Below are 23,923 nucleotides of genomic sequence, written 5' to 3'. Positions count from 1 at the left end.
GATGGATCTACGTGCGATTCTGACCGATGACGGGAGTGCGCTTGGCGGCGTGCCGAAGCATTCGATGAAGGACTTCGTCGTCCAGAAGATCGCGACATTCATTGCGACCGGCATTCTTGACGTGGGGGACCCGTTGCCAAGCGAGCGTGAACTTGCGGGCGCTTTGTCGGTAAGCCGCGAGACGGTGCGCGGTGCGATCCTAATCCTTTCCACAAAGGGCATCCTTTCCGTCGCCCAAGGCACGCGGACAGTGGTGGCCTCGACGGAAGTCGGGGAACTCGCGGTCCAATCGGCCCGCTATCGCGACATTTCCAGATACAGTCTTGACGACGTGCATGAGGCGCGGTTGCTGATCGAAGATCAGGTGGCGCGGGCCGCGGCCGTCCGGGTTGAAGCCGCGACGCTCGAGACCCTGCAAAAATCGATCGAGGCGCAGGAAGCGGCGATCGACGATCCCGTTCGCTTCCTCATTTGCGATCGCGAATTTCACACGGCCATCTATCGGGCGGGCGGCAATGCCGCGCTGGCGGATATCGCCGCCGATCTCTATTCCTACCTTCTCGACCATCGGCGGCGAGCAGTCGCCCAGCCTTCAAGCATCGCAACGAGCATCGCCGATCACCGTGCCATTCTTGCGGGACTTGAGGTGCGCGATTCCGAGGCGGCCGCAAGGGCCTTCGCGGTCCACGAAACACGCATCTACACCACGACCAAGCAGCTTTTAACGCAATCCGCTCGAAAGGGATAAGAATAGGGGCGGATTGCCGGGCAACCATGCAGCACAACAGGAGGAGTTCCCATGCTGACAAGACGCCTTTTTGCCACCGCAGCCCTCGCGGGCGTTGTCGCGCTGACCGGCATTGCCGGGACGGCGACCGCCGCTCTCGCCGAATCCAAGGAGTTGGTCTATCTGACTCCAGGCCTTGATCTTGCCTTCTGGCGATACCTCTCCAAGGGCATCGAGAATGTCGCAACCAAGGGAGGCTACACCTATCAGGCGCTGGATTCGGGCAACAATGCCCAGACCCAGCTTAAAAATGCCAAGGACGCGATCGCCCGCGGCGTCGCCGGGATCATCATCTCTCCGACAGACAGTTCAACCGCGCCGGCCGTGCTCGATCTCGCCAAGCAGGCAAACATTCCCGTGGTCATCGCCGACATCGGCACGGACAGCGGCGACTATGTGTCCTTCATCATCTCTGACAATTATCAGGGCGCGAACGGCGTCGGCAAAGCGCTGGCCGAGGCAATGAAGGCCGCCGGCAAGCAGGACGGCAGCGTGGGCATTGTCGGCATCAGCCAGGCCCGCCTCAACGGCCAGGCCCGCACCAAGGGCTTCAAGGACGCGATGACAGAGGCTGGCATCACCAAGGAAGCCGGGCTGCAGCAGATGCAGACCTACACCGCGGACGAAACCTTCAAGTTCACGCAGGATATGACGACCGCGAATCCGGACATGAAGGGCCTCTTCGTCCAGACCGACGGCCCGACGCTGGGCGCCTTGCAGGCAATCAAGGCGGCCCGCCTCACCGGCGACGTGCTGGTTGCCGGTTTCGACGGCGTGCCGGAATTCGTGCCGTTGCTGCAGTCGGGCGAACTGGTCGTTTCGGGCATGCAGCAGCCGTATCTGATGGGCCAGGAATCGGGACGCGCGATGGTCGACCATCTCGGCGGCAAGACTCCCGAAAAGAAAATCCTCGTGCCGATCAAGATCGTGACCAGCAAGAACATCGAGCAGGAGCTTCCAACCATCAAGGAAACGGTCTTCGCCAACGAGATGTAATCGGGGCCTGGCCGACATAGGCCGTCCGGGGGCACCCTCCCCCGGACGCTTTATTCGTACCACTTGGAGTGTGTCCTCGGATGGTAGACAGCAGCAAGATTCCCGAGCCGCTTCTCGTGGCTCGTGGCGTCACCCGCCTGTTTGGGAACGCCTACGCGCTCAGCAACGCGTCGATAGCGCTCTGCCGGTACGAGATCTGCGGATTGCTGGGCGCGAACGGCGCGGGAAAATCGACGCTGTCACGGATCGTTTGCGGACACCTGCCGCCTTCATCGGGCGAGATACTCTTCAAGGGTGCTCCCTTGACCGTCGGATCCGCGCGCGACGCGCTGCGTTCCGGCATTGCCCTCGTGGCACAGGAAACCAGTCTGGCGCCCGACATGAGCGTGCTGGAGAATATCTTCCTACCCAGCTACGCGATGCCGGGCCGTCTGTCTTTCAGCCAGTTGCGACACAGGGCGCAGACCATCCTGTCGGAACTTGGCCACGACCACGTACTGCCACTCGACATCGAGGTGCGCCGGCTCTCGGCAGCGCAACGCCAACTCGTCGAAATAGCCAAGGCGTTGGCCCTCAACGCCGATCTTGTCATCTTCGACGAGCCGACGGCCTCCCTCTCGCCGATCGAGGTTGACCGGCTGTTCGAGATCATGGGGCGGCTGAAAAACAGCGGGAAGGCACTCGCCTTCGTGTCGCATCGGCTTGAGGAGGTCTTCGCAGTCACCGATCGCGTCACAATCCTGCGCGAGGGCAAGACCGTGGCCGAAAGCGTGCCTACGGCGGGGCTCACGCAGGCCGACGTCATCCGCCACATGGTGGGACGCGACATCGGAAATGTGTATCGAAAGGCCGTCTCGCGAGTGACCACTAACGAGCAGCCGGTGGCTCTGGAGGTAATTGGGCTCAAAGCCCCGCCTTTCGTGCGTGACGTCTCGTTCATGGTGCGCAGGGGTGAAATTCTCGGCCTCGGCGGGCTTGTCGGAGCTGGACGCTCGGAGAGCGCCGAAGCGATATTCGGACTGCGCCACCGCAGCCGTGGGCGCGTCCTTGTCGGCGGCAAGGAGATTGCCCCCAACAGCCCTATCGCGGCAATCCGCGCCGGTCTCGGAATGGTCGCCGAGGACCGGCGGGCCCAGAACATCGTGCCCGACATGACGGTCGGCGAAAATCTCTTCCTCGCCCAGATGGGCAAGCACAGGGGTTTCGGGCGAGGCCATTCGGCGCGCCGCAAGCAGGCCAGCGAGCTGATTTCGCGTCTCGACCTTCCGACCGACCGCATGGATGCAAACCTTCTGCACTTCTCCGGCGGCATGCAGCAGAAGATCATTATCGCGCGCTGGCTGCTGATCGAGCCCGAAGTGCTCATCCTCGACGAGCCTACGAAAGGCGTCGACATAGGGACACGCCAGGCAATCTACGAACTGCTGCGCGAGGTGGCCGAAAGGGGGATAGCCGTAGTCGTGATCTCCTCGGATTTCCAGGAATTACTGGGGATCTGCGAGCGGGTCGTCGTGGTGAGTGACGGCTATACCATCGCCGACCTGCCCGCCTCGCGACTGAGCGAAGAGAGCCTGACGCTGCTCGCCGCGCCCCGAAGCTCAGCCGAGCGCAACACGGCATTCCTGCGCGATCTTGTCGCCGGCCATGGCGGCACGGCATTTTGGGGATTGATCGACGACGACCGGTTCGTCTGCCTCGCCCTCGCCGAGGGTACGCCGGGTGCAACGATGGGACTCGCGGCCGGGCATGTCTATCTTGCGCAGGAGACGGCAATCCCCCTCGCGCTTGGAAGGCGTCAACCCGGCATCGTGACCGAGAATGACGGCCGCTCTACATTGCTTGCACCACTGTCCAATCGCCGAGGGCACGATCTGGGATGGATCGGGCTCAGCCTGCCGGCCGGCTCCAGGCTGCCGGACGCCGGGGCTCTGTCGGCCCGGATCGCCGGCCTGTTCGATACACCTCAAGACGAAAAGATCGACGCATGAACGCGCCCACACGATCCTTTGCGATGCCCAGATTCGCCAGCACGCTTGAGTTCCGGATGCTCTGCCTCGCCATGGTGCTTGCGGTGATCCTGTCGTTCATCTCGCCGCACTTCTTCACCGAGCGGAACATGTTCAACATACTCGACCAATCGGTGGTGCTTGGCATAGTTGCCGTCGGCATGACCCTGGTGATCCTGACTGGCGGCATCGACCTTTCCGTCGGGTCGGTCGCGGGCGTGACCGGCATCATCCTCGCCCTACTCCTGAAGGAATTCCCCATTCCGGTGGCGATCGCGCTCGCCATAGGTTGCGGCGCCCTGATCGGGCTTTTCTCCGGCGTTCTCATCGCAGTGTTCGGCCTGGCGCCCTTCGTGGTGACGCTCGGGGTCATGGCGATGGGGCGCAGTCTCGCCTACATCGTGTCGGGACAGCGCTCGATTTCGGGACTGCCCATGGGGCTGCAGAATATCGTCTACACGAACCTGCTGGGCATCCCCGCCAACGTCATCTTCCTCATCGCGCTCTACCTCGCCACCTGGGCGTGGCTGACATATTCCAAGGGCGGGCGAACCATCTACGCGGTCGGCTCGAACATCGAAGCCGCCCGGGCGGCCGGCCTCAACACCCTCTTCTACTCGATCTTTCCCTACGTGGCGTCCGGTGCCCTTTCGGCGACGGCGATGACCTTTTCGCTGGCGCAGATCATGTCGGCTGACCCGATCGGGGGGAACCAGCTTGAACTCGACGCCATCGCGGCCGTGGTCATCGGTGGCGCGAGCCTCTACGGCGGACGAGGCACGATATTCGGCACGCTGATGGGGGTTCTGATCATGGTGATGATCCGCAATGGCCTCAACCTGCTCGGCGTCTCGCCGTTCTGGCAGGGGACCGCCATCGGCGCCATCATCATCCTCGCCTTGCTGGCCGAGCGCCTCATCACCTGGAAATCGCGCCGCGTTTGAGACCGGGAGAATCCTATGACACAGTCCGATCCTTCCCGAGCCGTCCGCCTCTACGGCACGGAAGAACTACCGGCAGAGGAGCGGCTACTGAGCGCCGGGCCCCTCAGCGTGCTTTTCGACGGCGCGAACCTGCGCGACTTCCGCATGCATGGCGAAGAGGTGATCCGCGCAATCTCGTTCGTGGTCCGCGACAAGGACTGGGCGACGCTCATTCCGAAAATCACCGACCTGGTCGTCGAAAAGGACGACGATCGCTTTCGTGTGGCGTATCGCGTAAGCGTTGCCAGCAAAGGCGAGACCTTCGGCTATGACGTGGCCATCGCTGGTACCGCGGCAGGCGTTCTGACCTATTCGGCTCGCGGAACCACGCCGACCGGGCTTCTCACGAACCGGACCGGCTTTGTCGTCCTGCATCCCATAGAGGGGACAAGCGGCGCGGCCGCCACGATCACGCACACAAGCGGCGAGAGGGTCGAGACACGGTTTCCTGTGGAGATCGATCCGGTGCAGCCGATGATGGATCTGCGTGAAATCTCGCACCGTACTCCCGGCGGGCTGGAGGTCAGCTGCCTTATGGAGGGCGACGCGTTCGAGATGGAGGACCAGCGGAACTGGACCGACGCCTCCTACAAGACCTATGTTCGTCCCCTCGCTCTGCCCTGGCCATACAGGATCGAGCCCGGCGAGGTCGTCGAACAGAAGATCACCCTGACCGTCAAGGGCTCTCCCAAGGGTCCGTCGCGTCAGGCGGGAGGCATCGCCGCCCTGACGCTCGGCGAGGCGGCGGACGCGATTCCACCTCTCGGCGTCGGATTGCATCCCGATGACGCTTCGGCCGCATTGCGGCATGTCGAGACGCTTGCCCAGCTCGGCGTCGCCCATGTCATCTGCCATTACGATCCGCGGCTCGGCCATGATGCCGAAACGCTGGCGAGGCAGGTCGAGATCGCCATCGCAATGGGCGCCCAACCCTGGCTCGAAGCAGTGGTCGAGCATGCCGACGATGCTGGCGCCGCGGCGGAAATCGACTCCCTGGGCAAGGTGGCCGCGAGGCTCGATCATCGCTTCACGACGGTTCTGGTGTCGCCCGCACCCGATCTTAAATGCACGCTGCCCGGCAGCATCTGGCCGCCAGCGCCGGATGCGGCGAAGCTCTATACGGCCGCGCGCGCGGCCTTCCCCGGATCTCGCATCGGCGGAGGCATGTTCAGCTTCTTCACCGAGCTCAACCGCAAACGTCCCCCGGCCGAGGCGATAGACCTCGTGACATTCACGACGGCGGCGATCTTCCACGCTGGTGACGACCGCTCCTTGATGGAGACGCTCGAATGCCTGCCGCATATTGCCAGGACCGTGCCGGCGATCGCCAAGGGCCGCCCATATTCCGTTGGGCCGTCCGCAATCGGGTTGCGCGACAATCCCTATGGTGAAGCGCCGGTCGCCAATCCCGCCAACATCCGGCAGGCGGTCAATTTCAATGATCCGCGCCAGCGGGGCGTCATGGGAGCGGCCTGGAACCTCGGCTACTTCGCCGCCTTCGCGGAAGGCGGCGCGGCGGCCATCGCGCTCGGCGCCGCGGTCGGCCCGTTCGGCGTCCTCTCCGTGCCGACGTCATTTCCGCAGCCCTGGTTCGAAGGCAAGGGCGAGCTCTATCCTGTCTGGCACATCGTGCGAGGCCTGGCGAAGCTCAAAGGCTGCCCGCTCCGTCCGCTGCGATCGTCGGTCCCTGGCGCAGTGCGAGGAATCGCGGCGGTTACCGAAAAAGGCACCGAGCTGTGGTTATGCAACCCCTCGCCCAACGCGCTGGAGGTGCGCCTCCCCGAAGGCTTCGCGCGCGCTGCAATTCTTGACGCCTCATCTTTCGTCGCGGCATCGCGCCAACCGGATCTGCTCGATCGGCTGACGCATGACGGAACGCAAACCCTGTCGCTCGAAGCCTACGCAGTCGTGCGCGCGCTCAGGCAGGTCTGAAGCGGCATCACAAACCAGTCCCGGAAGAGAACGGAGCATCCATGCATATACTCATCATTGGCGCTGGTGGAATGATCGGCCGCAAACTCGCGGCCGAGCTTTCGCGGACAGCATCGCTTGGAGATCGAAAGATCGACCGGATGACGCTGGCGGACGTGACGAAGCCGCCGGTGCCAACCGGTGACATAGGTTTTGTCGAAGCCATTGCCGCCGATATTTCCGCTCCCGGCGCAGCGCAGGATCTGGCCGCGCGCCGCGCGGATGTGATCTTCCATCTCGCGGCCATCGTGTCCGGCGAAGCGGAACGCGATTTCGAGAAGGGCTATCGCATCAATATGGACGGCACGCGCGCTCTTTTCGAGGCGATCCGGCTGGAAGGAACCCGGCGGAAATATATCCCCAGGCTGGTGTTCACCTCCTCGGTTGCTGTCTATGGCGCGCCTCTGCCCGACCCTATTCCCGACGACTACATCCTTGCCCCGCTGACCAGCTACGGCACCCAGAAGGCGATATCCGAGCTGTTGCTGGCCGACTACTCGCGCCGCGGCTTCCTCGACGGCGTCGGGATACGCCTGCCGACGATCGTCATTCGGCCCGGCATTCCCAACGCGGCAGCCTCGGGCTTCTTCTCCGGCATCCTGCGCGAGCCACTCGCCGGGCAGCGCTCCGTGCTGCCGGTGAAGGAGACCGTCAAGCATTGGCTGGCGAGCCCGCGCTCGGCGGTAGCCTTCCTCATCCATGCCGCGATGCTCGATACATCCGCGCTGGGTGCCCGGCGCACGCTGAACATGCCGGGTGTCGCGGCCACGGTCTCCGACCAGATTGCCGCGCTCCGCCGCGTGGCAGGGGCCGAAGCCGAGGCGTTGATAGACCGCACGCCGGACGAGGCGATCGAGGCAATCATTGCCGGCTGGCCGAAATCCTTCACGCCCAGGCTGGCCACCAGTCTGGGCTTTGTGGCCGAAAGCACGGTCGACGAGCTGATCGCGGTTTACCTGGCGGACGACGCCCCTCGAACCACCCCTTGAGGCAGCGCACGATCGCGGGCATTTCGTGAAAGTTGAATGTGGGAAATTCCGATGCTTCTCGGTTGCATAGGCGATGATTTCACCGGGTCTTCCGACCTGGCCAACACGCTTGCCAAGGGGGGCATGCGCACGGTCCAGTACAACGGCGTTCCCAACACCGCCTCCGACCGCTCGGTTGACGCGGGCGTCGTTGCCCTGAAGACCAGAACGATATCCGCCTCGGAGGCGGTGAAGCAGTCGCTCGCGGCGTTGGAGTGGCTTCGACGCCAAGGCTGCCGCCAATATCTGTTCAAGTACTGCTCGACATTCGACTCGACGCCCGAAGGCAATATCGGTCCCGTGCTGGACGCTCTTGGCGACGCGTTGGGAGCGGCACGCGCGATCGTCTGTCCGGCGTTTCCCGCAACCGGCCGGTCGATCTACCAGGGGCATCTTTTCGTCAACGATCGGCTGTTGAGCGAATCCGGCATGGAGAAGCATCCGCTTACGCCGATGACGGATCCCGATCTGCGGCGTTGGCTTGCGCGACAGACTGCGCGCGGGATCGGCCATGTCCCCTACGATGTCGTAGCGGGAGGCCCCCTCCCGATCAGGGATGCTCTGAAGGCGGCATCCGCCAGCGGCTCTCGCTACGTCGTGGTCGACGCCATCCAGGACAAGGACCTTATCGCCATTGGCGAGGCTGCCGAAGCCGATGTCCTGCTCAGCGGCGGTTCGGGAATAGCGCTGGGACTTCCGGCCAACTTTCGTCGGGCCGGGTTGATCGGCACGGCGGCCACGCATTGGAAGGGAATACAGGGGCCAGGGGCCGCGCTTTGCGGTTCGTGCTCGACCATGAGCCGGCGCCAGATTGCCGAGCACCGGAAAAATTATCCGACGCGCGTTGTGGAGGTGGATGCGGTCGTGGACGGCACGGCCAATCCTGTTGAATATGCCGAGTGGGCGATCGGCCATCAGCACCACGGCTTGCCACTGGTGTTCTCGTCGGCCGATCCCGAAGCCGTCGCCGCCGCACAGAACCGCTACGGGAAGGAGCGCGTCGCGACGGCGGTTGAAGGTTTTTTCGGCGAACTGGCGCGTCAGCTTTCGGCGCGTGGCGTACGCCGGCTGGTTACGGCGGGCGGCGAGACATCGGGGGCCGTCGTATCAGCGCTCAACATTTCGTCATTCGAGATCGGACCGGAGATCGACCCCGGTGTTCCGGCGTTGAAGGCCCGTGACCCGGATATGGTGCTCGCCCTTAAATCGGGCAATTTCGGTTCGGCCGGGTTCTTCGAAAAGGCAGCCGACGTCCTTACGGGAGGCGTTCTACGATGAGCGATGAAACAAGACTCAGGGATCAGATCTGCAGCATCGCTGCGTCCATGTTCGCGCGCGGCCTCACTGCGGGAAGCTCGGGGAACATCTCCGCCCGCCTCGGCGACGGTCGGCTGCTCGTCACGCCGACAGGATCGTCCTTTGGCGCGCTCGACCCCGCCCGCCTGTCGCTCTTCGACGCCGAGGGACGGTTCCTGGACGGCGACAAGCCGACGAAGGAGATGCCGCTGCATCAGGCGTTCTACGAGACACGCGGCGCGCGCACCGGAGCGGTCGTCCATCTTCATTCGACCCATTCCGTCGCGGTTTCGCTTCTGCCCGACATCGATCCCGACAGCGTCTTCAAGCCGCTGACGGCCTATTCGATCATGCGGCTGGGAAAGGTGAAACTGCTGCCCTACATCCGGCCCGGCGACCCGGCGATGGGAGACGCCGTGCGCGGACTCGCCGGGAAACGGTCGGCCGTATTGCTGGCCCACCACGGACCCGTCGTCGCCGGCAAGGATCTCGAAGCCGCCGCCTACGCGATGGAGGAACTTGAGGAAACGGCCAAGCTCACGCTTCTCACCCAGGGCTTGCGGCCCAAGATCCTCGCGGCTCCGCAAATTCGCGAGTTGGTGGAACACTTTGACGTGGAGTGGGACGACTGATGCAACTTTCGGCCAATCTGGGATTTCTCTTTCGTAACCTAGCGCTTCCGGATGCGATCCGCGCGGCCAAGCGGCGCGGTTTCGCGGCGGTCGAGATGCATTGGCCGTACGATACCGACGCATCGGTGGTCGCGGCGCTGCTCGCCGAAACCGGTCTTCCGCTGCTTGGCATCAACACGGCCCGGGGGGATGTCGGGGCGGGCGATTTCGGCCTCTCCGCGCTGCCGGGCCGTGAAACGGAAGCGCGCGCGGCGATCGACCAGGCGATTGAATGGGCAGCCGTAACAGGCTGTCGCAACATCCATGTGATGGCAGGAAAGGCAATCGGTGACGAAGCCTTCGCGACGTTCACCGGCAATTTGCGGTACGCTTCGAAGGCGGCGGCACGGCACCACATCGGCATATTGATCGAGCCTCTGAACCCGCGCGATGCGCCGGGCTATCTCCTCTCCGACCTTTCCACCGCACTGCGTGTGATCGATGCGACAGACGGTGCGGTAAAGGTAATGTTCGACTGCTATCACATGCAGATCATTCAAGGCGATTTGCTTAACTCGGTAAGGCAATTTTCCGACAAGATCGGCCATATCCAATTCGCCGCCGTACCGGATCGTAGCGAGCCCGATCACGGCGAGGTGGACTATGGCTGGCTCCTGCGCGCAATCGCGGACGCCGGCTATGATGGCGCATTCGGCGCCGAATATCGCCCCACTACCGACTCGTTCGGATGGATGAAGCGTTTTGACCACTAGAGGCCTGAGTGCGCGTGCTTGGCGCGGCACGCTTTCGGCCCCGGCGGAGCCGATATCCACGCCAGACAGGAGGCGCGAGAACACCCGATCGATAGCGGATCTGCCGCGTTCGGGATGACCTAGCCTAGAAAGCCGACCTTGCGTTCGAGGGGCCAATGCAACTGCCAGGGTCATATGCTGCTATGCTGCGATCAGGGACAAATGTCCCCTTTCAGAAGTTTGCAGTGCAAGTCTGTTGGACTGATATACGGCGCAAAGACGTCGTTCGCGTCATCAGCCGGGGTTGGCGATCTTCTCTGCGCACCGATTGTGGCTGATTGTCCCAGATAGGATTTATATTTGTTATCAGACAGTTACGTCGCGGATTGGCGTGTTTTCGGCGGCGTTTGAGTGGGCCTGAATCACTCCCACTCAATTGTTCCCGGCGGCTTCGACGTCACATCATAGACCACGCGGTTGATGCCGCGGACCTCGTTGATGATGCGGGTGGCGGCGGCGCCCAGGAAGGCCATGTCGTAGTGATAGAAATCTGCCGTCATGCCGTCGACCGAGGTGACGGCGCGCAGCGCGCAGACGAATTCGTAGGTGCGGCCGTCGCCCATGACGCCGACCGTCTGCACCGGCAAGAGCACGGCGAAGGCCTGCCAGATGGCGTCATAGAGGCCGGCCTTGCGGATCTCGTCGAGATAGATGGCGTCGGCTTCGCGCAGGATCTCCAGCTTCTCGCGCGTGATGCCGCCGGGGCAGCGTATGGCGAGACCCGGGCCCGGGAACGGGTGGCGGCCGATGAAACTCTCGGGCAGGCCGAGTTCCTTGCCAAGTGCGCGGACCTCGTCCTTGAACAGTTCGCGCAGCGGCTCGACCAGCTTCATGTTCATGCGCTCGGGCAGGCCGCCGACATTGTGGTGCGACTTGATCGTCACCGACGGGCCACCGGTGAAGGAGACGCTTTCGATGACGTCGGGATAGAGCGTGCCTTGCGCCAGGAAATCGGCGCCACCGAGTTTCTTGGCCTCTTCCTCGAACACCTCGATGAAGAGCCGGCCAATGGTCTTGCGTTTCTTCTCGGGATCCGCCTCGCCTTCGAGCGCACCGATGAAGCGATCCGACGCGTTCACCAGAATGAGCGGCAAATTGTAATGTTCACGGAACATCGAAACGACGCCGGCGGCCTCGTCTTTACGCATCAGGCCATGGTCGACGAGGATGCAAGTGAGTTGGTCACCGACGGCCTCGTGGATGAGCAGCGCGGCGACCGAGGAGTCGACCCCGCCCGAGAGCGCGCAGATGACCTTGCCCTTGCCGACCTGCTTGCGGATCGCCTCGACCGCGTGCTCGCGGTAGGCGCGCATCGTCCAGTCGCCCTCGATGCCGGCGATGTTGTGGACGAAATTCCTGAGCAGCCGGGCGCCGTCGGGCGTATGCACCACTTCCGGATGGAACATGATGCCATACATCTTGCGCTCGACATTGCCGAAGATGGCGAAGGGCGAGCCTTCCGACTTGCCGAACACCTCGAACCCCTTGGGCAAGGAGATGACGCGGTCGCCATGGCTCATCCACACCTGGTGACGCTGGCCGATTGCCCAGAGGCCCTCGAACAGCGGACTTTCCTTCTCGATCTCGACGAAGGCGCGGCCGAATTCGCGATGATTGGAGCTTTCGGCAACGCCGCCCATCTGCACGCACATGGCCATCTGGCCATAGCAGATGCCGAGCACCGGCACGCCGGCCTCGAAGACGATCTGCGGCGCCCGCGGACTGCCGATATCCGTGGTCGAGGCCGGACCGCCGGACAGGATCACGGCTTTTGGATTGATGCGCTTGAATGCCGCCTCGGCCGACTGGAACGGCACGATCTCGGAAAACACGCCGGCCTCGCGGATGCGGCGGGCAATGAGCTGGGTGAACTGGCTGCCGAAATCGACAATCAGGACGGTGTCGGGTTGATTGGCTGTTTTCATGGCGAGCGTTTAGAGAAAGAAACGAGTCGGCGCAATGGGTTGCGAGCCTGACTTTCAGACCGGTCCCGCCACGTCACCAGGAGAACCCGTCCGAAGCAAGCCCGCGCCGATAGCCTGTTCGAGGCGCATGACGGCATCCGCCAGCTTTTCGTCGATGACGTGCAGATATTCGGTCCAGTCGCCGACATGCCTGAAATCAGCCGCGCCGTCGGAAATGCCGCGCAGCCCAATCAGGGGCACCTCGAACAGTTGGCAGGCGCGCAGGCAGGCGAAGGTCTCCATGTCGACCATGTCTGCCGCGATGGCGTCAAAGGCCGCGCCGGTGATGATTGCGCCGCCCGTCGACAGCGTCGCCTCCTTTATGCCCGGGATGCGCAACGGCAGCGGCACCGTAACCGGCAGGTCGAGGAACGGCGTCGCGCCTTTCTCAAAGCCGAGCGGCGAGGCGTCGATGTCACGATAGCTGACCGAGATGGCCTGGTAGATCTCCGTCTGCTCCAAGGTCCGGCTACCGGCGGAGCCGAGCGACACGACGAGGTCCGGCAGCGCATCTTGCGACTTCAGCCAGGACAATTCGGCGCCAAGCCGGACGGCTGCCTCGATCGGGCCGACACCGGTCATCAGCGGGGTAAACAGCCGCTGTAGATGCGGCCCGTATTCGGCCTGCACCGCCATGACGAAGAGGACGTTCTTGCCGGACAGGCGCGACACTTTGTCGGTCATGATGATTTACTCCTCCCTGTCCTGCAGTCTTCACCGCCTGCTCGCCGGGACCCGCTGCCTGAGGCAGCTCCCGGCGTTCGTGGCCTTTCATCGTGCCACTGGCACGATGAATTCGCCTGCGGCGAACCTGCGACTCACCCAGCAATCCCGTCGCGGCCCACCATCGTCATCATGGTGCCGGTCATGGTGGCGATCAACTTGGCTTCGCCGTCGGCGGCGAAGGCATAGGCCTGGCCGTCGGCGACGATGATGGTGCGGCCGGGCTTGGTCACCGAGCCGCGGAACAGGAAGCGCTCACCCCTGCCCGGCGCCAGCAGATTGACCTTGAATTCGATGGTCAGCACCCCGGAATTCTCCGGCATCAGCGAGAAGGCCGCATAGCCGCAGGCCGAGTCCAGCGCGGTCGAGATGACGCCGGCATGCAGGAAACCGTGCTGCTGGGTGAGTGCGGCCGAATAGGGCATCTCGATCTCGATGATGCCGGGCGTCACCAGCGTCAATTCGGCGCCGATGGTCGCCATCGCCTGCTGGCGCGCGAAGGACGCCCTGACGCGGTCCTCATAGTCCGGAGCGGGTACGATCTTTGCTGCCATGGCCGTCGCTGCTTTCACCTTTGCCGGAAAAGCTTATTGCAGAGGCGTGAGCGGCAAGCAATCATCCAATGCTGCACTGCAGCAATTTGATCTCGAGAGCGGAAGCGCAAGTTTCGCTTCCGCTCCATTCAGGAAGCCCTACGCAGCGCGCAGATGTAGAAACCGTCGGTGCCGCTCAGCGCCGGCGACAGGCAGATACCGCCCAGCGCGCCGAGCCGCATCGCCGTTTCATGGCCGGGAAAACGGCTGTCCCAGAGCCGGCGATGGTCGACCGGGGCAAAACCGCCATTGCGCTGGCAAAACGCTGCGACCTGGTCGCCATTCTCCTCGTCGAACACCGAACAGGTGACGTAGACCAGCAGGCCACCCGGCTTGACGAAGCTGCTTGCGGCATCGAGGATCGCCATCTGCTCGCCCTTGCGGGCGTCGAGCTGCCTTTGCGTCAGCCGCCATTTGGCGTCCGGGCGCCGCCGCCAGGTGCCGCTGCCGGTGCAAGGCGCGTCGACCAGGACGAGGTCCATGTGGCCAGTGAGCGGCGACAATTCCGCCGGCTTGGTGACGATCTGCACGTTGCGGTTTTCCGAGCGGCGGATGCGGTCGAAGATCGGCGCCAGCCGCGCCTTCTCGGCATCATGGGCGAAGACCTGACCCGTATTGCCCATCGCCGCCGACAGCGCCAGCGTCTTGCCGCCGGCGCCGGCGCAGAAATCGAGCACCTGCATTCCAGGCTCGGCGCCGGCAAGAGCGGCGGCGATTTGCGATCCCTCGTCCTGGACTTCGAACCAGCCCTTCTGGAAAGCCGGCTCGGCCTGCACGTTGGGATGCCGGCCGTCGCCGTCGATCGGCGGTATGCGAATGCCTTGGGGTGCGATTTGGGCTGGCTTGGCGCCGGTTTCGGCAAGTTCCGCCAGCACTTTGGCCCGATCGGCCTGCAAAGTGTTGACGCGGATGTCGAGCGGCGGGCGGGTGGCGAGCGCCGCGCCCTCCTCGACCCAGGCCTCACCGAACGCGCGTTGCAGAAGCGGCTCGCACCAATCCGGTATGTCGGCGCGCACCGCCGGCGGCGCGTCGGCAAGCCGCCGCTCTTCGGTTGCCTGGAGTTCCGTGGCCGTCAGCAGCGGCGGCGCGAACTTGTCGCCGTCGAGCGCTTCGTTGAGCGAGCGCGCGGTCTGGCCCCATTCGAGCAGCAGGGCGCCGAAGCCGATGGCGCGCGGCGTGTCGCCGGCCAGCAGCCAGCCTGCCGAGCGCTTGTGGCGCAGCGCATCGTAGACGATATTGCCGATCGCCGCGCGGTCGCCACCGCCGGCGAAACGGTGCGACAGGCCCCAGTCCTTCAGCGCATCGGCCACCGGCCGGTGACGCCTGCCAATGTCTTCCAGCACTTCGATGGCCGCAGCCAGTCGTCCGCCTAGTCGCATTCTTCAGTCCACCAAATCGCGCGCATCATCTCGGCCTGCTCTTAGAGCCTTTCACGGTGAGATTGAACCCCGCCCCGTCTCGCGACGACAGGCAACCTGTCGGGCGATCGGCGAAAACCGCCCGAGCAGTAAATCTTCCGGTGCGGTCAACAGCAGATCGTCAATAGATGCAAGCTCTCTAATGTTCTTAACTGGCGGCTGCAAGCACGGTAGGGATGCGACAGCTCAGCTTTCCAAGTTTTTCGGTTGGGAATACTCTTGCCGCCATGATTCGCGGCGCGGAAAGCGTGGACTGGCGGATCGTCACGAGGAGAGGGCAATGAAGACTTATCTGGCGGAAGTTCTAGGCACATTCCTGTTGGTGTTCATCGGTACCGCGTCGGTGGTGACGGGTGGCTTCGGCGGCGCGCTGCCGCTCGGGCAGGAAGGCATCGGGCTGGCCTTCGGCATCGGCCTTATCGCGGCCGCCTACGCGATCGGCCCCATTTCGGGCGCGCATCTCAACCCGGCTGTGACACTCGGCGTGTTCCTTGCCGGCCGGTTGCCGGCCAAGGACGTCATCCCCTACTGGATCGCGCAGATCATCGGCGCCATCCTGGCATCGCTGGCGCTGTGGATCATCGTCTCCGGCCAGGCCGGGGGACACACTGGCGGCTTCGGCGCCAATGGCTGGGACGAGACGAAATGGGGCGTCTCTTCCGCGTTCCTGTGGGAGCTGATCGGCACCTTCACCTTCGTCACCGTGATCCTCGGCGTTACCGCGGAAAGGCATGCGACGGCCTTCGCCGGACTGGTCATCGGCCTGACGCTGGCGGGTATCCACTTCGCCATGATCCCGGTGACCGGCACATCGGTCAATCCGGCCCGTTCCATTGGCCCGGCGCTGTTCTCGGGCGGCGCCGCGATCAGCCAGCTCTGGCTGTTCATCGTCGCGCCGCTGATCGGCGGCGCCATTGCCGGCGTCGTCGCCAAGGCGCGCGTCTTCGAAAAGGACTGATTTCTAAAGCCTGGACAAGAAAAGGCGCGGGGCCGAGCCTCGCGCCTTTTTTATGGGGTGGAAAAATTCCGCCTGAATCAGGCGGTGATATCGAACCGGTCGGCGTTCATCACCTTGGTCCACGCCGCGACGAAATCCCTGGCGAATTTCTGCCCGGCATCCGCGGAGCCGTACACTTCCGACAGCGCACGCAGTTGAGCATGCGAGCCGAAGATCAGGTCGGCGCGGGTACCGGTCCACCTGACCGCCTTGGTCTTGCGGTCGCGCGCTTCGTAGATCTCATCCGAACCGGCGGCCGGATCCCAGACCGTGTTCATGCTGAGCAGGTTGACGAAGAAGTCGTTCGTCAGCGTGCCCGGCCTGTCGGTGAACACGCCGTGCCTGGACTTGCCGGTGTTGGCGCCGAGCACCCGCAGGCCGCCGACGAGCACCGTCATCTCCGGCGCGGTCAGCGTCAGCAACTGTGCCCGGTCGACCAGCATCGCCTCGATCGACATCGGCTGCGGCCCCCGGACATAGTTGCGGAAGCCGTCGACTTTCGGCTCAAGCGCGGCAAAGGAGGCGACGTCGGTCTGTTCCTGCGAGGCATCCATGCGGCCCGGCGTGAACGGCACCTTCACCTCGTTTCCACCATCCTTCGCCGCCTTCTCGACCGCGGCGACGCCGCCGAGCACGATCAGATCGGCCAGCGAGATCTTTTTCCCGCCGGTCTGCGCCGCGTTGAACGCCTTCTGGATGGATTCGAGCGTGGCAAGGACCTTGGCCAATTCAGGAGGTTGATTAACGTCCCAGTCCTTCTGCGGCGCCAGCCGGATGCGGGCGCCGTTGGCGCCGCCGCGCTTGTCGGAACCCCTGAACGTCGAGGCCGAAGCCCAGGCGGTCGAGACCAGTTCGGAAACAGACAGGCCCGAGGCCAGGATCTTGGCCTTCAGCGATGCGATATCCTGTTCGCTGACCAGTTCATGGTCGACGGCCGGGATGGGATCCTGCCAGATCAGCTCTTCCTTCGGCACGAGCGGGCCAAGGTAGCGAACGACCGGGCCCATATCGCGATGGGTGAGCTTGAACCAGGCGCGGGCGAAGGCGTCGGCGAACTGATCCGGATTCTGGTGGAACCGCCGCGAGATCTTCTCGTAAGCCGGGTCAACCCGCAGCGCGAGGTCGGTGGTCAGCATGGCCGGCGCGCGGCGCTTGGAGGGATTATGCGCGTCCGGCACCATGCCGGCACCGGCGCCGCCCTTAGGCGTCCACTGATGGGCGCCGGCCGGGCTTTTCGTCAATTCCCATTCGTAGTTGAACAGGTTGTCGAAGAAGTTGTTGCTCCATTTGGTCGGCGTCGTGGTCCAGGTGACCTCGAGCCCCGAAGTGATGGCATCGCCGGCAATGCCCGACGCGTGCTTGCTCGACCAGCCGAGGCCCTGCGCCTCGATGCCGGCGCCTTCCGGCTCGGCGCCAACCAGCGAGGCATCGCCGGCGCCGTGGGTTTTGCCGAAGGTGTGGCCGCCGGCGATCAGCGCCACCGTCTCCTCGTCATTCATCGCCATGCGGCCGAAGGTTTCCCTGATATCGCGTGCCGAGGCCAGCGGATCGGGCTTGCCGTTCGGGCCTTCCGGATTGACATAGATCAGGCCCATCTGCACGGCCCCGAGATGGCCGCGAAGCTCGCGGTCGCCGGAGTAGCGCTCGTCGTCGAGCCATTTGGTTTCCGATCCCCAATCGACGTCCTGCTCGGGTTCCCAGACGTCGGCGCGGCCGCCGGCGAAGCCGAAGGTCTTGAAGCCCATCGATTCCAGGGCGACATTGCCGGTGAGGATCAACAGGTCGGCCCAGGAGATCTTGCGGCCATATTTCTGCTTGACCGGCCACAGCAGGCGGCGCGCCTTGTCGAGATTGGCGTTGTCAGGCCAGCTGTTGAGCGGTGCGAAACGCTGCTGGCCGGCGCCGGCGCCGCCGCGGCCGTCACCGATGCGGTAGGTGCCGGCGCTGTGCCAGGCCATGCGGATGAACAGCGGCCCGTAATGGCCGAAGTCGGCCGGCCACCAATCCTGCGAATCCGTCATGACATGGTGCAGGTCCTTGATCACCGCGTCGAGATCGAGGCTCGCGAATTCCTTGGCATAGTCGAAGTCCTCGCCCATCGGGTCGGAGAGGTTCGACTGCTGGTGGAGAACGCCGAGGTCCAGTTGGTTGGGCCACCAGTCACGGTTAGTCCTGGCACCGGGTCCATGCGCGACAGGGCAGTTGCCCGCGCTGTTGTCGTCGGTTTTCGCGTCCACCTTGCACTCCAATTTTTTGCCGAGGGTTCCGGGCAGCCAGCGCCGCCATCCTGGAATGATTCCAGACTAGGCCAGCCTGCCGATAAAAACAAATTGCCTTTCCTGTTCCTTTCAATAGGATTTTCTTATGATAGGCCTAACCGTCCGCCAGATGCATTATTTCGACGCACTTGCGCAGACGCTGCATTTCGGGCGTGCGGCGAAACTTGCGGGCGTGAGCCAGCCGGCGCTGTCCTCGCAGATCGCGGAAATGGAGCAGCGGCTGAACTGCCGGCTGTTCGAACGCGGCGGCAAATCGGTGCGCATGACCGACGAGGCGGCAGCCCTTTTGCCGCGCATCGAACGCATCCTTTCCGACATACGCGAGGTCGAGACCATCGCCCGGCGTGGCCGCCCTGCCATGGGAGGGCGCTTCCGGCTGGGCATCATCCCGACCGTCGCGCCCTATCTTTTGCCGCGCGCGCTGCCCGAGCTGAAAATGCATTTCCCGGACTTGCTGCTCGAACTGCGCGAGGCGGTGACCGCCTCGCTCGTCGAGGACATCGCGTCGCAAAAGCTCGATGCCTTCATCGCCGCGCTTCCGCTCGACCATCCCGGCCTGGTGACCGAGGCTTTGTTCCCCGACCGGTTTTTCCTGGCCGTGCCGTCAGGCGATCCGGCTTTCGCCTCGCCGCCGGTGCCGCCTGAAAGCCCGGCGCTGGAAAGGCTGATGCTGCTGGAGGAGGGCCATTGCCTGCGCGAACAGGCGCTGGCTGTCTGCGGCAATGTGCGGCCGGTGGCGATGGCAAGCTACGGCGCCACCAGCCTGACCACGCTCTTGCAGATGGTGGCGCACGGGCTCGGCGTGACGCTGATCCCGGAAATGGCCACGGGACCTGCCGGCACTATCCCCGATCTCAAGATCGTGCCGTTCCAGGAACCCATGCCGCAGCGCACGATCTGCTTTGCCTGGCGGCGCAACAGCACCTTGCACAATGAGTGCAGGGAGCTGGCGAAGATCATACGAGGATTGGCGGCGGCGGTGCAGGCGGTGTGAAGGACGAGGAGCCCAAGCTGGCTATCAGCCCAGGCAAACCTCGAATGTGCGCTTGTTGAACGGCTTGAGTGGATAGCTCGTCTTCATAAAAGCAAGTGGGTCAAGTGCCACGGAACGTGTTGGGCAGAATTACGGACCGGGCTCATCGTTGGGTCCATAATGGCATACAGGAAGAATGCGACACGCCTGCAAACCGGCCTGTTGCGCAAGCCGGCGGGCGTCGCGACTTCAGGCGGCGGTGCTGGCTCGGCTTGGCTCAAGAATAGACTTGACCTTGTCGGCGACCGCGCGGCCGAGATCGGCGTTGTTGCCAGCGGTGAAATGGATGCCGTCGATACCGTCCGTGGTGACGAAATCGCCGGCATTCAGAAAGTCGATCTTCATGAAATCCGCCATCGCCTTGTACTGCCTGGCCAGCTCCCTGGACTTTTCGTGGCCGCCGCCGAACATACCCTCGAACCAGGGATCGGGCATCGGGGTCAGCGGCGGCGGCGCGATGACCAGCGCCTTCGGAGCCGGATAAGGCGTGCCGATACCGCCGGCGCTCGTCAGGATCTGCCCGACCAGTTTCGCCATTCCGTTGGCGATCTCGTAGGGTGTCCGGCGAAAATAGGACTTCGTGTCATTGGTGCCCAGCATGACGATGACCAGATCCAGCGGCAGATGGCTGGCGATGGCCGAGGGCAGATAATTGGCGCCATTGAGGCGCGGATCGTTGGGATCGTCGAGACAGGTCGTGCGCGCACTCAAACCTTCTTCGATGATGTGGTAGCCCGCTCCCAGCGCCGCCGCCATAACACCCGTCCAGCGCTGATCATAGGGGTAGCGGTAGGTCGGCGACCCTTCCTTGACCGGAACCCAGCCCCAGGTCAGCGAGTCGCCGTAGCACATGATATTTTTTGGCGGTGACATCCATGTTTCTCCATCTGTTTGCAGTTGTCTGAACGTGCAGATCTATCGATCCAGCCCTAACGCCGGTGCCGGCTTGCCTTGTTTCGATTCAGGAGGTTCGCACGCGCACTCCGTAGAAGATCGCCGCACCGAGGATGATGACGCCCTGGGCGATGAGCTTGCCGGGTTCGTCGATGCCGAGCACCGTCATCACGACGAACAAAAGCGCGAAGCACAGCGAGCCGAAGAAAGGTCCCCAGACGCCGCCGTCGCCGCGACCGAAGGCGACGCCGCCAAGGATTGTCGCCGCGACTGCCAGGATCGGCAGGTCGAGACCGACGCGCACGCTGCCGACGGCGATTGAACCTGTCTGTACCAGGGCCGCGATCGCCGCGATCAGGCCGGCGAGCGTATGCGCCAGGATGACCGTGCGCTGGACCGGCACGCCGGAAAAATGGGCGGCTTCGGCATTCTCGCCGACAGAGGCCACGTAACGACCAAACACTGTCTGCGACAGAAGCAGCCACACCGCGGCGGTCAGCATGATCCAGAACAGCACCGGCGTCGGAACCGACAGGAACTTCGTGTTGTAGAGGTCGTTGAACAGTTTCGGCACATCGCCGGGTGGATTGCCGCTCGACAGGAACTGCACCAGTCCGACCAGGATGATGCTGACGGCCAGCGTGACTATGACGGCCGACACCCGCCGGATGCCGATCATGAAGCCGTTGAACAGGCCAATGACGAGGCCCGTGGCGAGCGCCAGTACGACGAAGAAGGGCAGCGACGCGCCCGGGAAACTGCCCGACGAGATGAAATAGTTGATCAGCAGGATGATGCCGCCGCCGGAGAGGTCGATCGATTTCACGCGCATGACGACGAGCTGCCCCAGCACGAGAATGCCGAGCGGAACGATCTGCCTGATGAAGATGCCCATGATGTTGAGGTTGAGCATGTTCGGCCGTGCGACCCACAGCGTGGCCAGAAGCACGAGGAAGACAAAGTAGGACGGCGGTATGCGAAGCAGACGCCGGGCGATCGGGTTTGCGAGAACGGCAGTCATCGCTCAGAGCCCCATCTTCTTGCGGGATTGCAGCCCGACCACGGCCAAGAGAATGCCGCCCTTGATCGCCGTCTGGACAAAGGGCGAGACGTTGGCGAGGTTCATGCCATTGGCCAGCAGTGCCATCACAAGCGCGCCGATCACCGTGCCGTGCAGGCTGCCGATTCCGCCTGAAAGCTGGGTGCCTCCAAGTGCCACGGCGGTGACCGTGTCGAGTTCGAAAAGCAACCCGACATTTGGATCACCCGACACGATGCGCCCGGCCAGGAAGACACCGGCAACGGCCGCGAAACAGGAGCAGACCACATAGGCGAGGATGATGTTGCGGCGATCGGAGACGCCGAAATTGCGGGCAGCGCTTTCGGCCCCCGACGCGATGCCGCCGCCGATCGCAAACAGATGCAGGCCGTATCGCGATCCGTAGAGCAGCTTCCAGGCCAACAGCATCACGACGATTCCCCAAAAGACCGGATAAGGAATACCGAGGAAACTGCCTGAGACGGCAGCAATGACAATCTCCGGAACGGTGCCGCCGGAGACGGGACGCAAGATGCGCGTGATGCCAAGGACAATGTACTGCGTCGATAGCGTGGCGATGATTGGATGGACGTTGAAACGGGTGATCGCCAGGCCGTTGATCAGCCCGATGAATGCGGCCAGCACGAAGACCGCCGGGATCAGCACGATCGCCGGCTGGTCGAGCGCCAGCACCGCCGTCGTGAAACTGATGACCGAGCCGACCGATAGATCGAGCCCGCCGACGAGCACGACGACGAGTTGTCCGGCCGCCGCGATGACCAGCGGCATCGCCTGCGCAACCAGGTTGAAAAGGTTTTCGGCCGTTGCGAACTGCGTCGTCTGAACCGACAGCCACAGCGAAATGAGCAAGGCAACCAACAATGGCAGAACCCATTGGCCCTGCCGTGTGTTCCGGCCACTCACGATGTTGGACAGGCTACGATACATGGAAGGCCCCTAGTGCCGGCGCGCCGAGCCGCCCGTCAGGGCCGCGTCAAGGATCTTGTGCTCCGTCGCCTGTGCTGCCGGCATTTCGGCCACGACTGTGTCGTGGTGGACGACATAGATGCGGTCGCACAGCCCGATCAGCTCGATCGTCTCGCGCGACAGCACCAGCACCGCGCCACCCTTGCGGGTGAAGTCGCGCAGCAGATGGTAGATCTCGGACTTGGCGCCGATGTCGACGCCACGGGTCGGCTCTTCCACCAGGAGAAGATCGAGATCCGCGGCGAGGTAGCGGCCGAGCAGTACTTTTTGCTGATTGCCGCCCGACAGCGAACCGACCGGAGCGGACGGCCCTGTCGCCTTTATGTTCATGACATCCATCATGCGGGCGATGACGCTTCGATAGGGCCGCGCCGGCGCAAGTTCGCGTCGCCTCGAATGCAATCCGATGGCGATGTTGTGGGCGATCGGCAAAGCGAGAAAGAGCCCCTCCTCCTTGCGGTCCTCGGGGACGAAACCGACCTTCAGCTGCTGCAAATGGCGAACGCCTGATGATGTCGGGAGCGGCATGTCGAGCGTTTTGCCGTTGATGGAAATCGTCCCGGCAAAAGGATGGTAGCGGCCGATGAGGGAGCGCAAGAAGCGCTGCTGGCCCTGTCCCTCAAGCCCGGCGAGGGCGACGATCTCGCCCTTGTGCAACGTCAGCGACAGAGGCTGCGATGTCTCGGTGATCCTGAGATTCTCGACGCGCAGGATTTCGCCGCCCCTGTCGCCCGTGCGATCTGGGAACAGGTCCTGGAGTTCGCGCCCGACCATCATGGCGATGAGTTCGTCTGCGGTGATCTCGGACACCGTTCTGGTGCCGACCAGTGCGCCGTCCTTCAGCACCGTCACAGTGTCGCACAGCTCGAAGATTTCCTCCATGCGATGCGAAATATAGACGATTGCCTTTCCGCTATCGCGCAGGCGGCGGATATTGCGGTTGAGCACATCGACATCGGCCGCGTTGAGCGCCGCTGTCGGCTCGTCGAGAATAAGCACGCCGGCGTCGGCCTGGATGCAATGCGCGATCTCGACGAATTGCCGCTCGGCAATGGTCAGGTTGGAAACGAGTTGCGAGGAGTCTAGCGTGAGACCGAGTTCGCCGAGTGCCTTGGCGGTTCGGCTGTTCATCGCGGAATAGTCGATCGAGCCGAACCGGTTCGTCGGCTCCCGGCCGAGAAACATGTTCTCGGCGATCGACAGATTAGGCAGCAGCGAGTGTTCCTGGAAAACGGTCGAGATGCCGGCATCGAGCGCGGCGCGCGGTGACTTCAGATCGAGCTTTTCCCCATTCATGAAGATCCCGCCGGAATCGGGCTGATACACGCCCGCCAGGATCTTCATCAAGGTCGATTTTCCGGCGCCGTTCTCGCCCATCAGGGCGTGAACGCTGCCGGCCTTCAGATCGAGGGAAACGGAGTGGAGCGCCTTGCTTCCCCCGAATGCCTTCGAAATGTGCGACATCTCGATAAGATTGGCCACTAAACCCTCGCTTCACCACTGGAA

General features: G+C 63.6%; 20 protein-coding genes. 11 read left to right on the top strand and 9 right to left on the bottom strand.

Annotated features, from left to right (window positions below; translation table 11 throughout):
• Window position 1: 1 nt before the first annotated feature.
• The 9 genes from FJ973_RS19910 (at window position 2) to FJ973_RS19870 (ending at window position 10,451) form a co-directional block, all read left to right on the top strand.
• Window positions 2-748, top strand: a complete 747-nt coding sequence (locus FJ973_RS19910) for an FCD domain-containing protein (RefSeq protein ID WP_140557318.1) — start codon at window positions 2-4, stop codon at window positions 746-748.
• A gap of 51 nt (window positions 749-799) precedes the next feature.
• Window positions 800-1,783 carry a substrate-binding domain-containing protein gene (locus FJ973_RS19905; protein WP_140498327.1) on the top strand — a complete coding sequence of 328 codons (984 nt, stop codon included), beginning with the start codon at window positions 800-802 and terminating at the stop codon, window positions 1,781-1,783.
• A gap of 80 nt (window positions 1,784-1,863) precedes the next feature.
• Entirely contained in the window at window positions 1,864-3,771 is a 1,908-nt protein-coding gene (locus FJ973_RS19900; RefSeq protein ID WP_140557317.1) for a sugar ABC transporter ATP-binding protein, read from the top strand.
• Window positions 3,772-3,794: 23 nt separating this feature from the next.
• Window positions 3,795-4,733, top strand: coding sequence for an ABC transporter permease (locus FJ973_RS19895; protein WP_224619126.1), 939 nt, complete (start codon window positions 3,795-3,797; stop codon window positions 4,731-4,733).
• A 15-nt stretch (window positions 4,734-4,748) separates the two neighbouring features.
• A complete protein-coding gene (locus tag FJ973_RS19890) occupies window positions 4,749-6,704 on the top strand; it encodes a hypothetical protein (protein WP_140557315.1) in 1,956 nt (651 codons plus the stop codon).
• A 41-nt stretch (window positions 6,705-6,745) separates the two neighbouring features.
• Complete coding sequence (gene denD / locus FJ973_RS19885; RefSeq protein WP_140557313.1) at window positions 6,746-7,732, top strand: D-erythronate dehydrogenase; 987 nt, start codon at window positions 6,746-6,748, stop codon at window positions 7,730-7,732.
• A gap of 51 nt (window positions 7,733-7,783) precedes the next feature.
• A complete protein-coding gene (otnK, locus tag FJ973_RS19880; RefSeq protein ID WP_140557312.1) occupies window positions 7,784-9,049 on the top strand; it encodes a 3-oxo-tetronate kinase in 1,266 nt (421 codons plus the stop codon).
• Window positions 9,046-9,699 carry a 3-oxo-tetronate 4-phosphate decarboxylase gene (otnC, locus tag FJ973_RS19875; RefSeq protein ID WP_140557310.1) on the top strand — a complete coding sequence of 218 codons (654 nt, stop codon included), beginning with the start codon at window positions 9,046-9,048 and terminating at the stop codon, window positions 9,697-9,699. The genes otnK and otnC overlap by 4 nt, the downstream gene beginning before the upstream one ends.
• Window positions 9,699-10,451, top strand: coding sequence for a TIM barrel protein (locus FJ973_RS19870; RefSeq protein ID WP_140557309.1), 753 nt, complete (start codon window positions 9,699-9,701; stop codon window positions 10,449-10,451). The genes otnC and FJ973_RS19870 overlap by 1 nt, the downstream gene beginning before the upstream one ends.
• Window positions 10,452-10,852: 401 nt before the next feature.
• On the opposite strand, the gene guaA is transcribed toward FJ973_RS19870, so the two are convergent.
• The 4 genes from guaA to FJ973_RS19850 form a co-directional block, all read right to left on the bottom strand.
• Window positions 10,853-12,415 carry a glutamine-hydrolyzing GMP synthase gene (guaA, locus tag FJ973_RS19865; protein WP_140498335.1) on the bottom strand — a complete coding sequence of 521 codons (1,563 nt, stop codon included), beginning with the start codon at window positions 12,413-12,415 and terminating at the stop codon, window positions 10,853-10,855.
• A gap of 54 nt (window positions 12,416-12,469) precedes the next feature.
• Window positions 12,470-13,138, bottom strand: a complete 669-nt coding sequence (locus FJ973_RS19860; protein WP_140498336.1) for a 5'-methylthioadenosine/S-adenosylhomocysteine nucleosidase — start codon at window positions 13,136-13,138, stop codon at window positions 12,470-12,472.
• Between the two features lie 134 nt (window positions 13,139-13,272).
• Window positions 13,273-13,731 carry a PaaI family thioesterase gene (locus tag FJ973_RS19855; RefSeq protein WP_027146613.1) on the bottom strand — a complete coding sequence of 153 codons (459 nt, stop codon included), beginning with the start codon at window positions 13,729-13,731 and terminating at the stop codon, window positions 13,273-13,275.
• Between the two features lie 128 nt (window positions 13,732-13,859).
• Window positions 13,860-15,149 carry an RsmB/NOP family class I SAM-dependent RNA methyltransferase gene (locus tag FJ973_RS19850; protein ID WP_140557307.1) on the bottom strand — a complete coding sequence of 430 codons (1,290 nt, stop codon included), beginning with the start codon at window positions 15,147-15,149 and terminating at the stop codon, window positions 13,860-13,862.
• A gap of 319 nt (window positions 15,150-15,468) precedes the next feature.
• Here FJ973_RS19850 and FJ973_RS19845 point away from each other — a divergent pair, with 319 nt between their 5' ends.
• Complete coding sequence (locus tag FJ973_RS19845; protein WP_140498338.1) at window positions 15,469-16,146, top strand: MIP family channel protein; 678 nt, start codon at window positions 15,469-15,471, stop codon at window positions 16,144-16,146.
• Between the two features lie 77 nt (window positions 16,147-16,223).
• Here the strand turns inward: FJ973_RS19845 and katG are convergent, their stop codons facing one another.
• Window positions 16,224-18,422 carry a catalase/peroxidase HPI gene (gene katG, locus FJ973_RS19840; RefSeq protein ID WP_140557305.1) on the bottom strand — a complete coding sequence of 733 codons (2,199 nt, stop codon included), beginning with the start codon at window positions 18,420-18,422 and terminating at the stop codon, window positions 16,224-16,226.
• A 127-nt stretch (window positions 18,423-18,549) separates the two neighbouring features.
• On the opposite strand from katG, the gene FJ973_RS19835 reads away from it, so the two are divergent.
• Window positions 18,550-19,458: a hydrogen peroxide-inducible genes activator gene (locus FJ973_RS19835; protein ID WP_140498340.1), complete on the top strand. Its 909-nt coding sequence runs from the start codon at window positions 18,550-18,552 to the stop codon at window positions 19,456-19,458.
• Between the two features lie 228 nt (window positions 19,459-19,686).
• On the opposite strand, the gene FJ973_RS19830 is transcribed toward FJ973_RS19835, so the two are convergent.
• From FJ973_RS19830 to FJ973_RS19815, 4 genes are all read right to left on the bottom strand, one after another.
• A complete protein-coding gene (locus tag FJ973_RS19830; protein WP_140498341.1) occupies window positions 19,687-20,370 on the bottom strand; it encodes an SGNH/GDSL hydrolase family protein in 684 nt (227 codons plus the stop codon).
• A gap of 88 nt (window positions 20,371-20,458) precedes the next feature.
• Window positions 20,459-21,412 (bottom strand): ABC transporter permease, encoded by a 954-nt coding sequence (locus tag FJ973_RS19825; RefSeq protein ID WP_140498342.1) that lies wholly within the window; start codon window positions 21,410-21,412, stop codon window positions 20,459-20,461.
• Window positions 21,413-21,415: 3 nt separating this feature from the next.
• Window positions 21,416-22,378 carry an ABC transporter permease gene (locus FJ973_RS19820; protein ID WP_140498343.1) on the bottom strand — a complete coding sequence of 321 codons (963 nt, stop codon included), beginning with the start codon at window positions 22,376-22,378 and terminating at the stop codon, window positions 21,416-21,418.
• A 9-nt stretch (window positions 22,379-22,387) separates the two neighbouring features.
• Entirely contained in the window at window positions 22,388-23,899 is a 1,512-nt protein-coding gene (locus tag FJ973_RS19815; RefSeq protein WP_140557303.1) for a sugar ABC transporter ATP-binding protein, read from the bottom strand.
• Between the last annotated feature and the right edge of the window lie 24 nt (window positions 23,900-23,923).

This window comes from Mesorhizobium sp. B2-1-3 (assembly GCF_006442495.1).
Classification (GTDB): domain Bacteria; phylum Pseudomonadota; class Alphaproteobacteria; order Rhizobiales; family Rhizobiaceae; genus Mesorhizobium.
The sequence above is the reverse complement of the archived record's forward strand: the minus strand, read 5'-3'. Positions and strand labels throughout refer to the sequence as shown.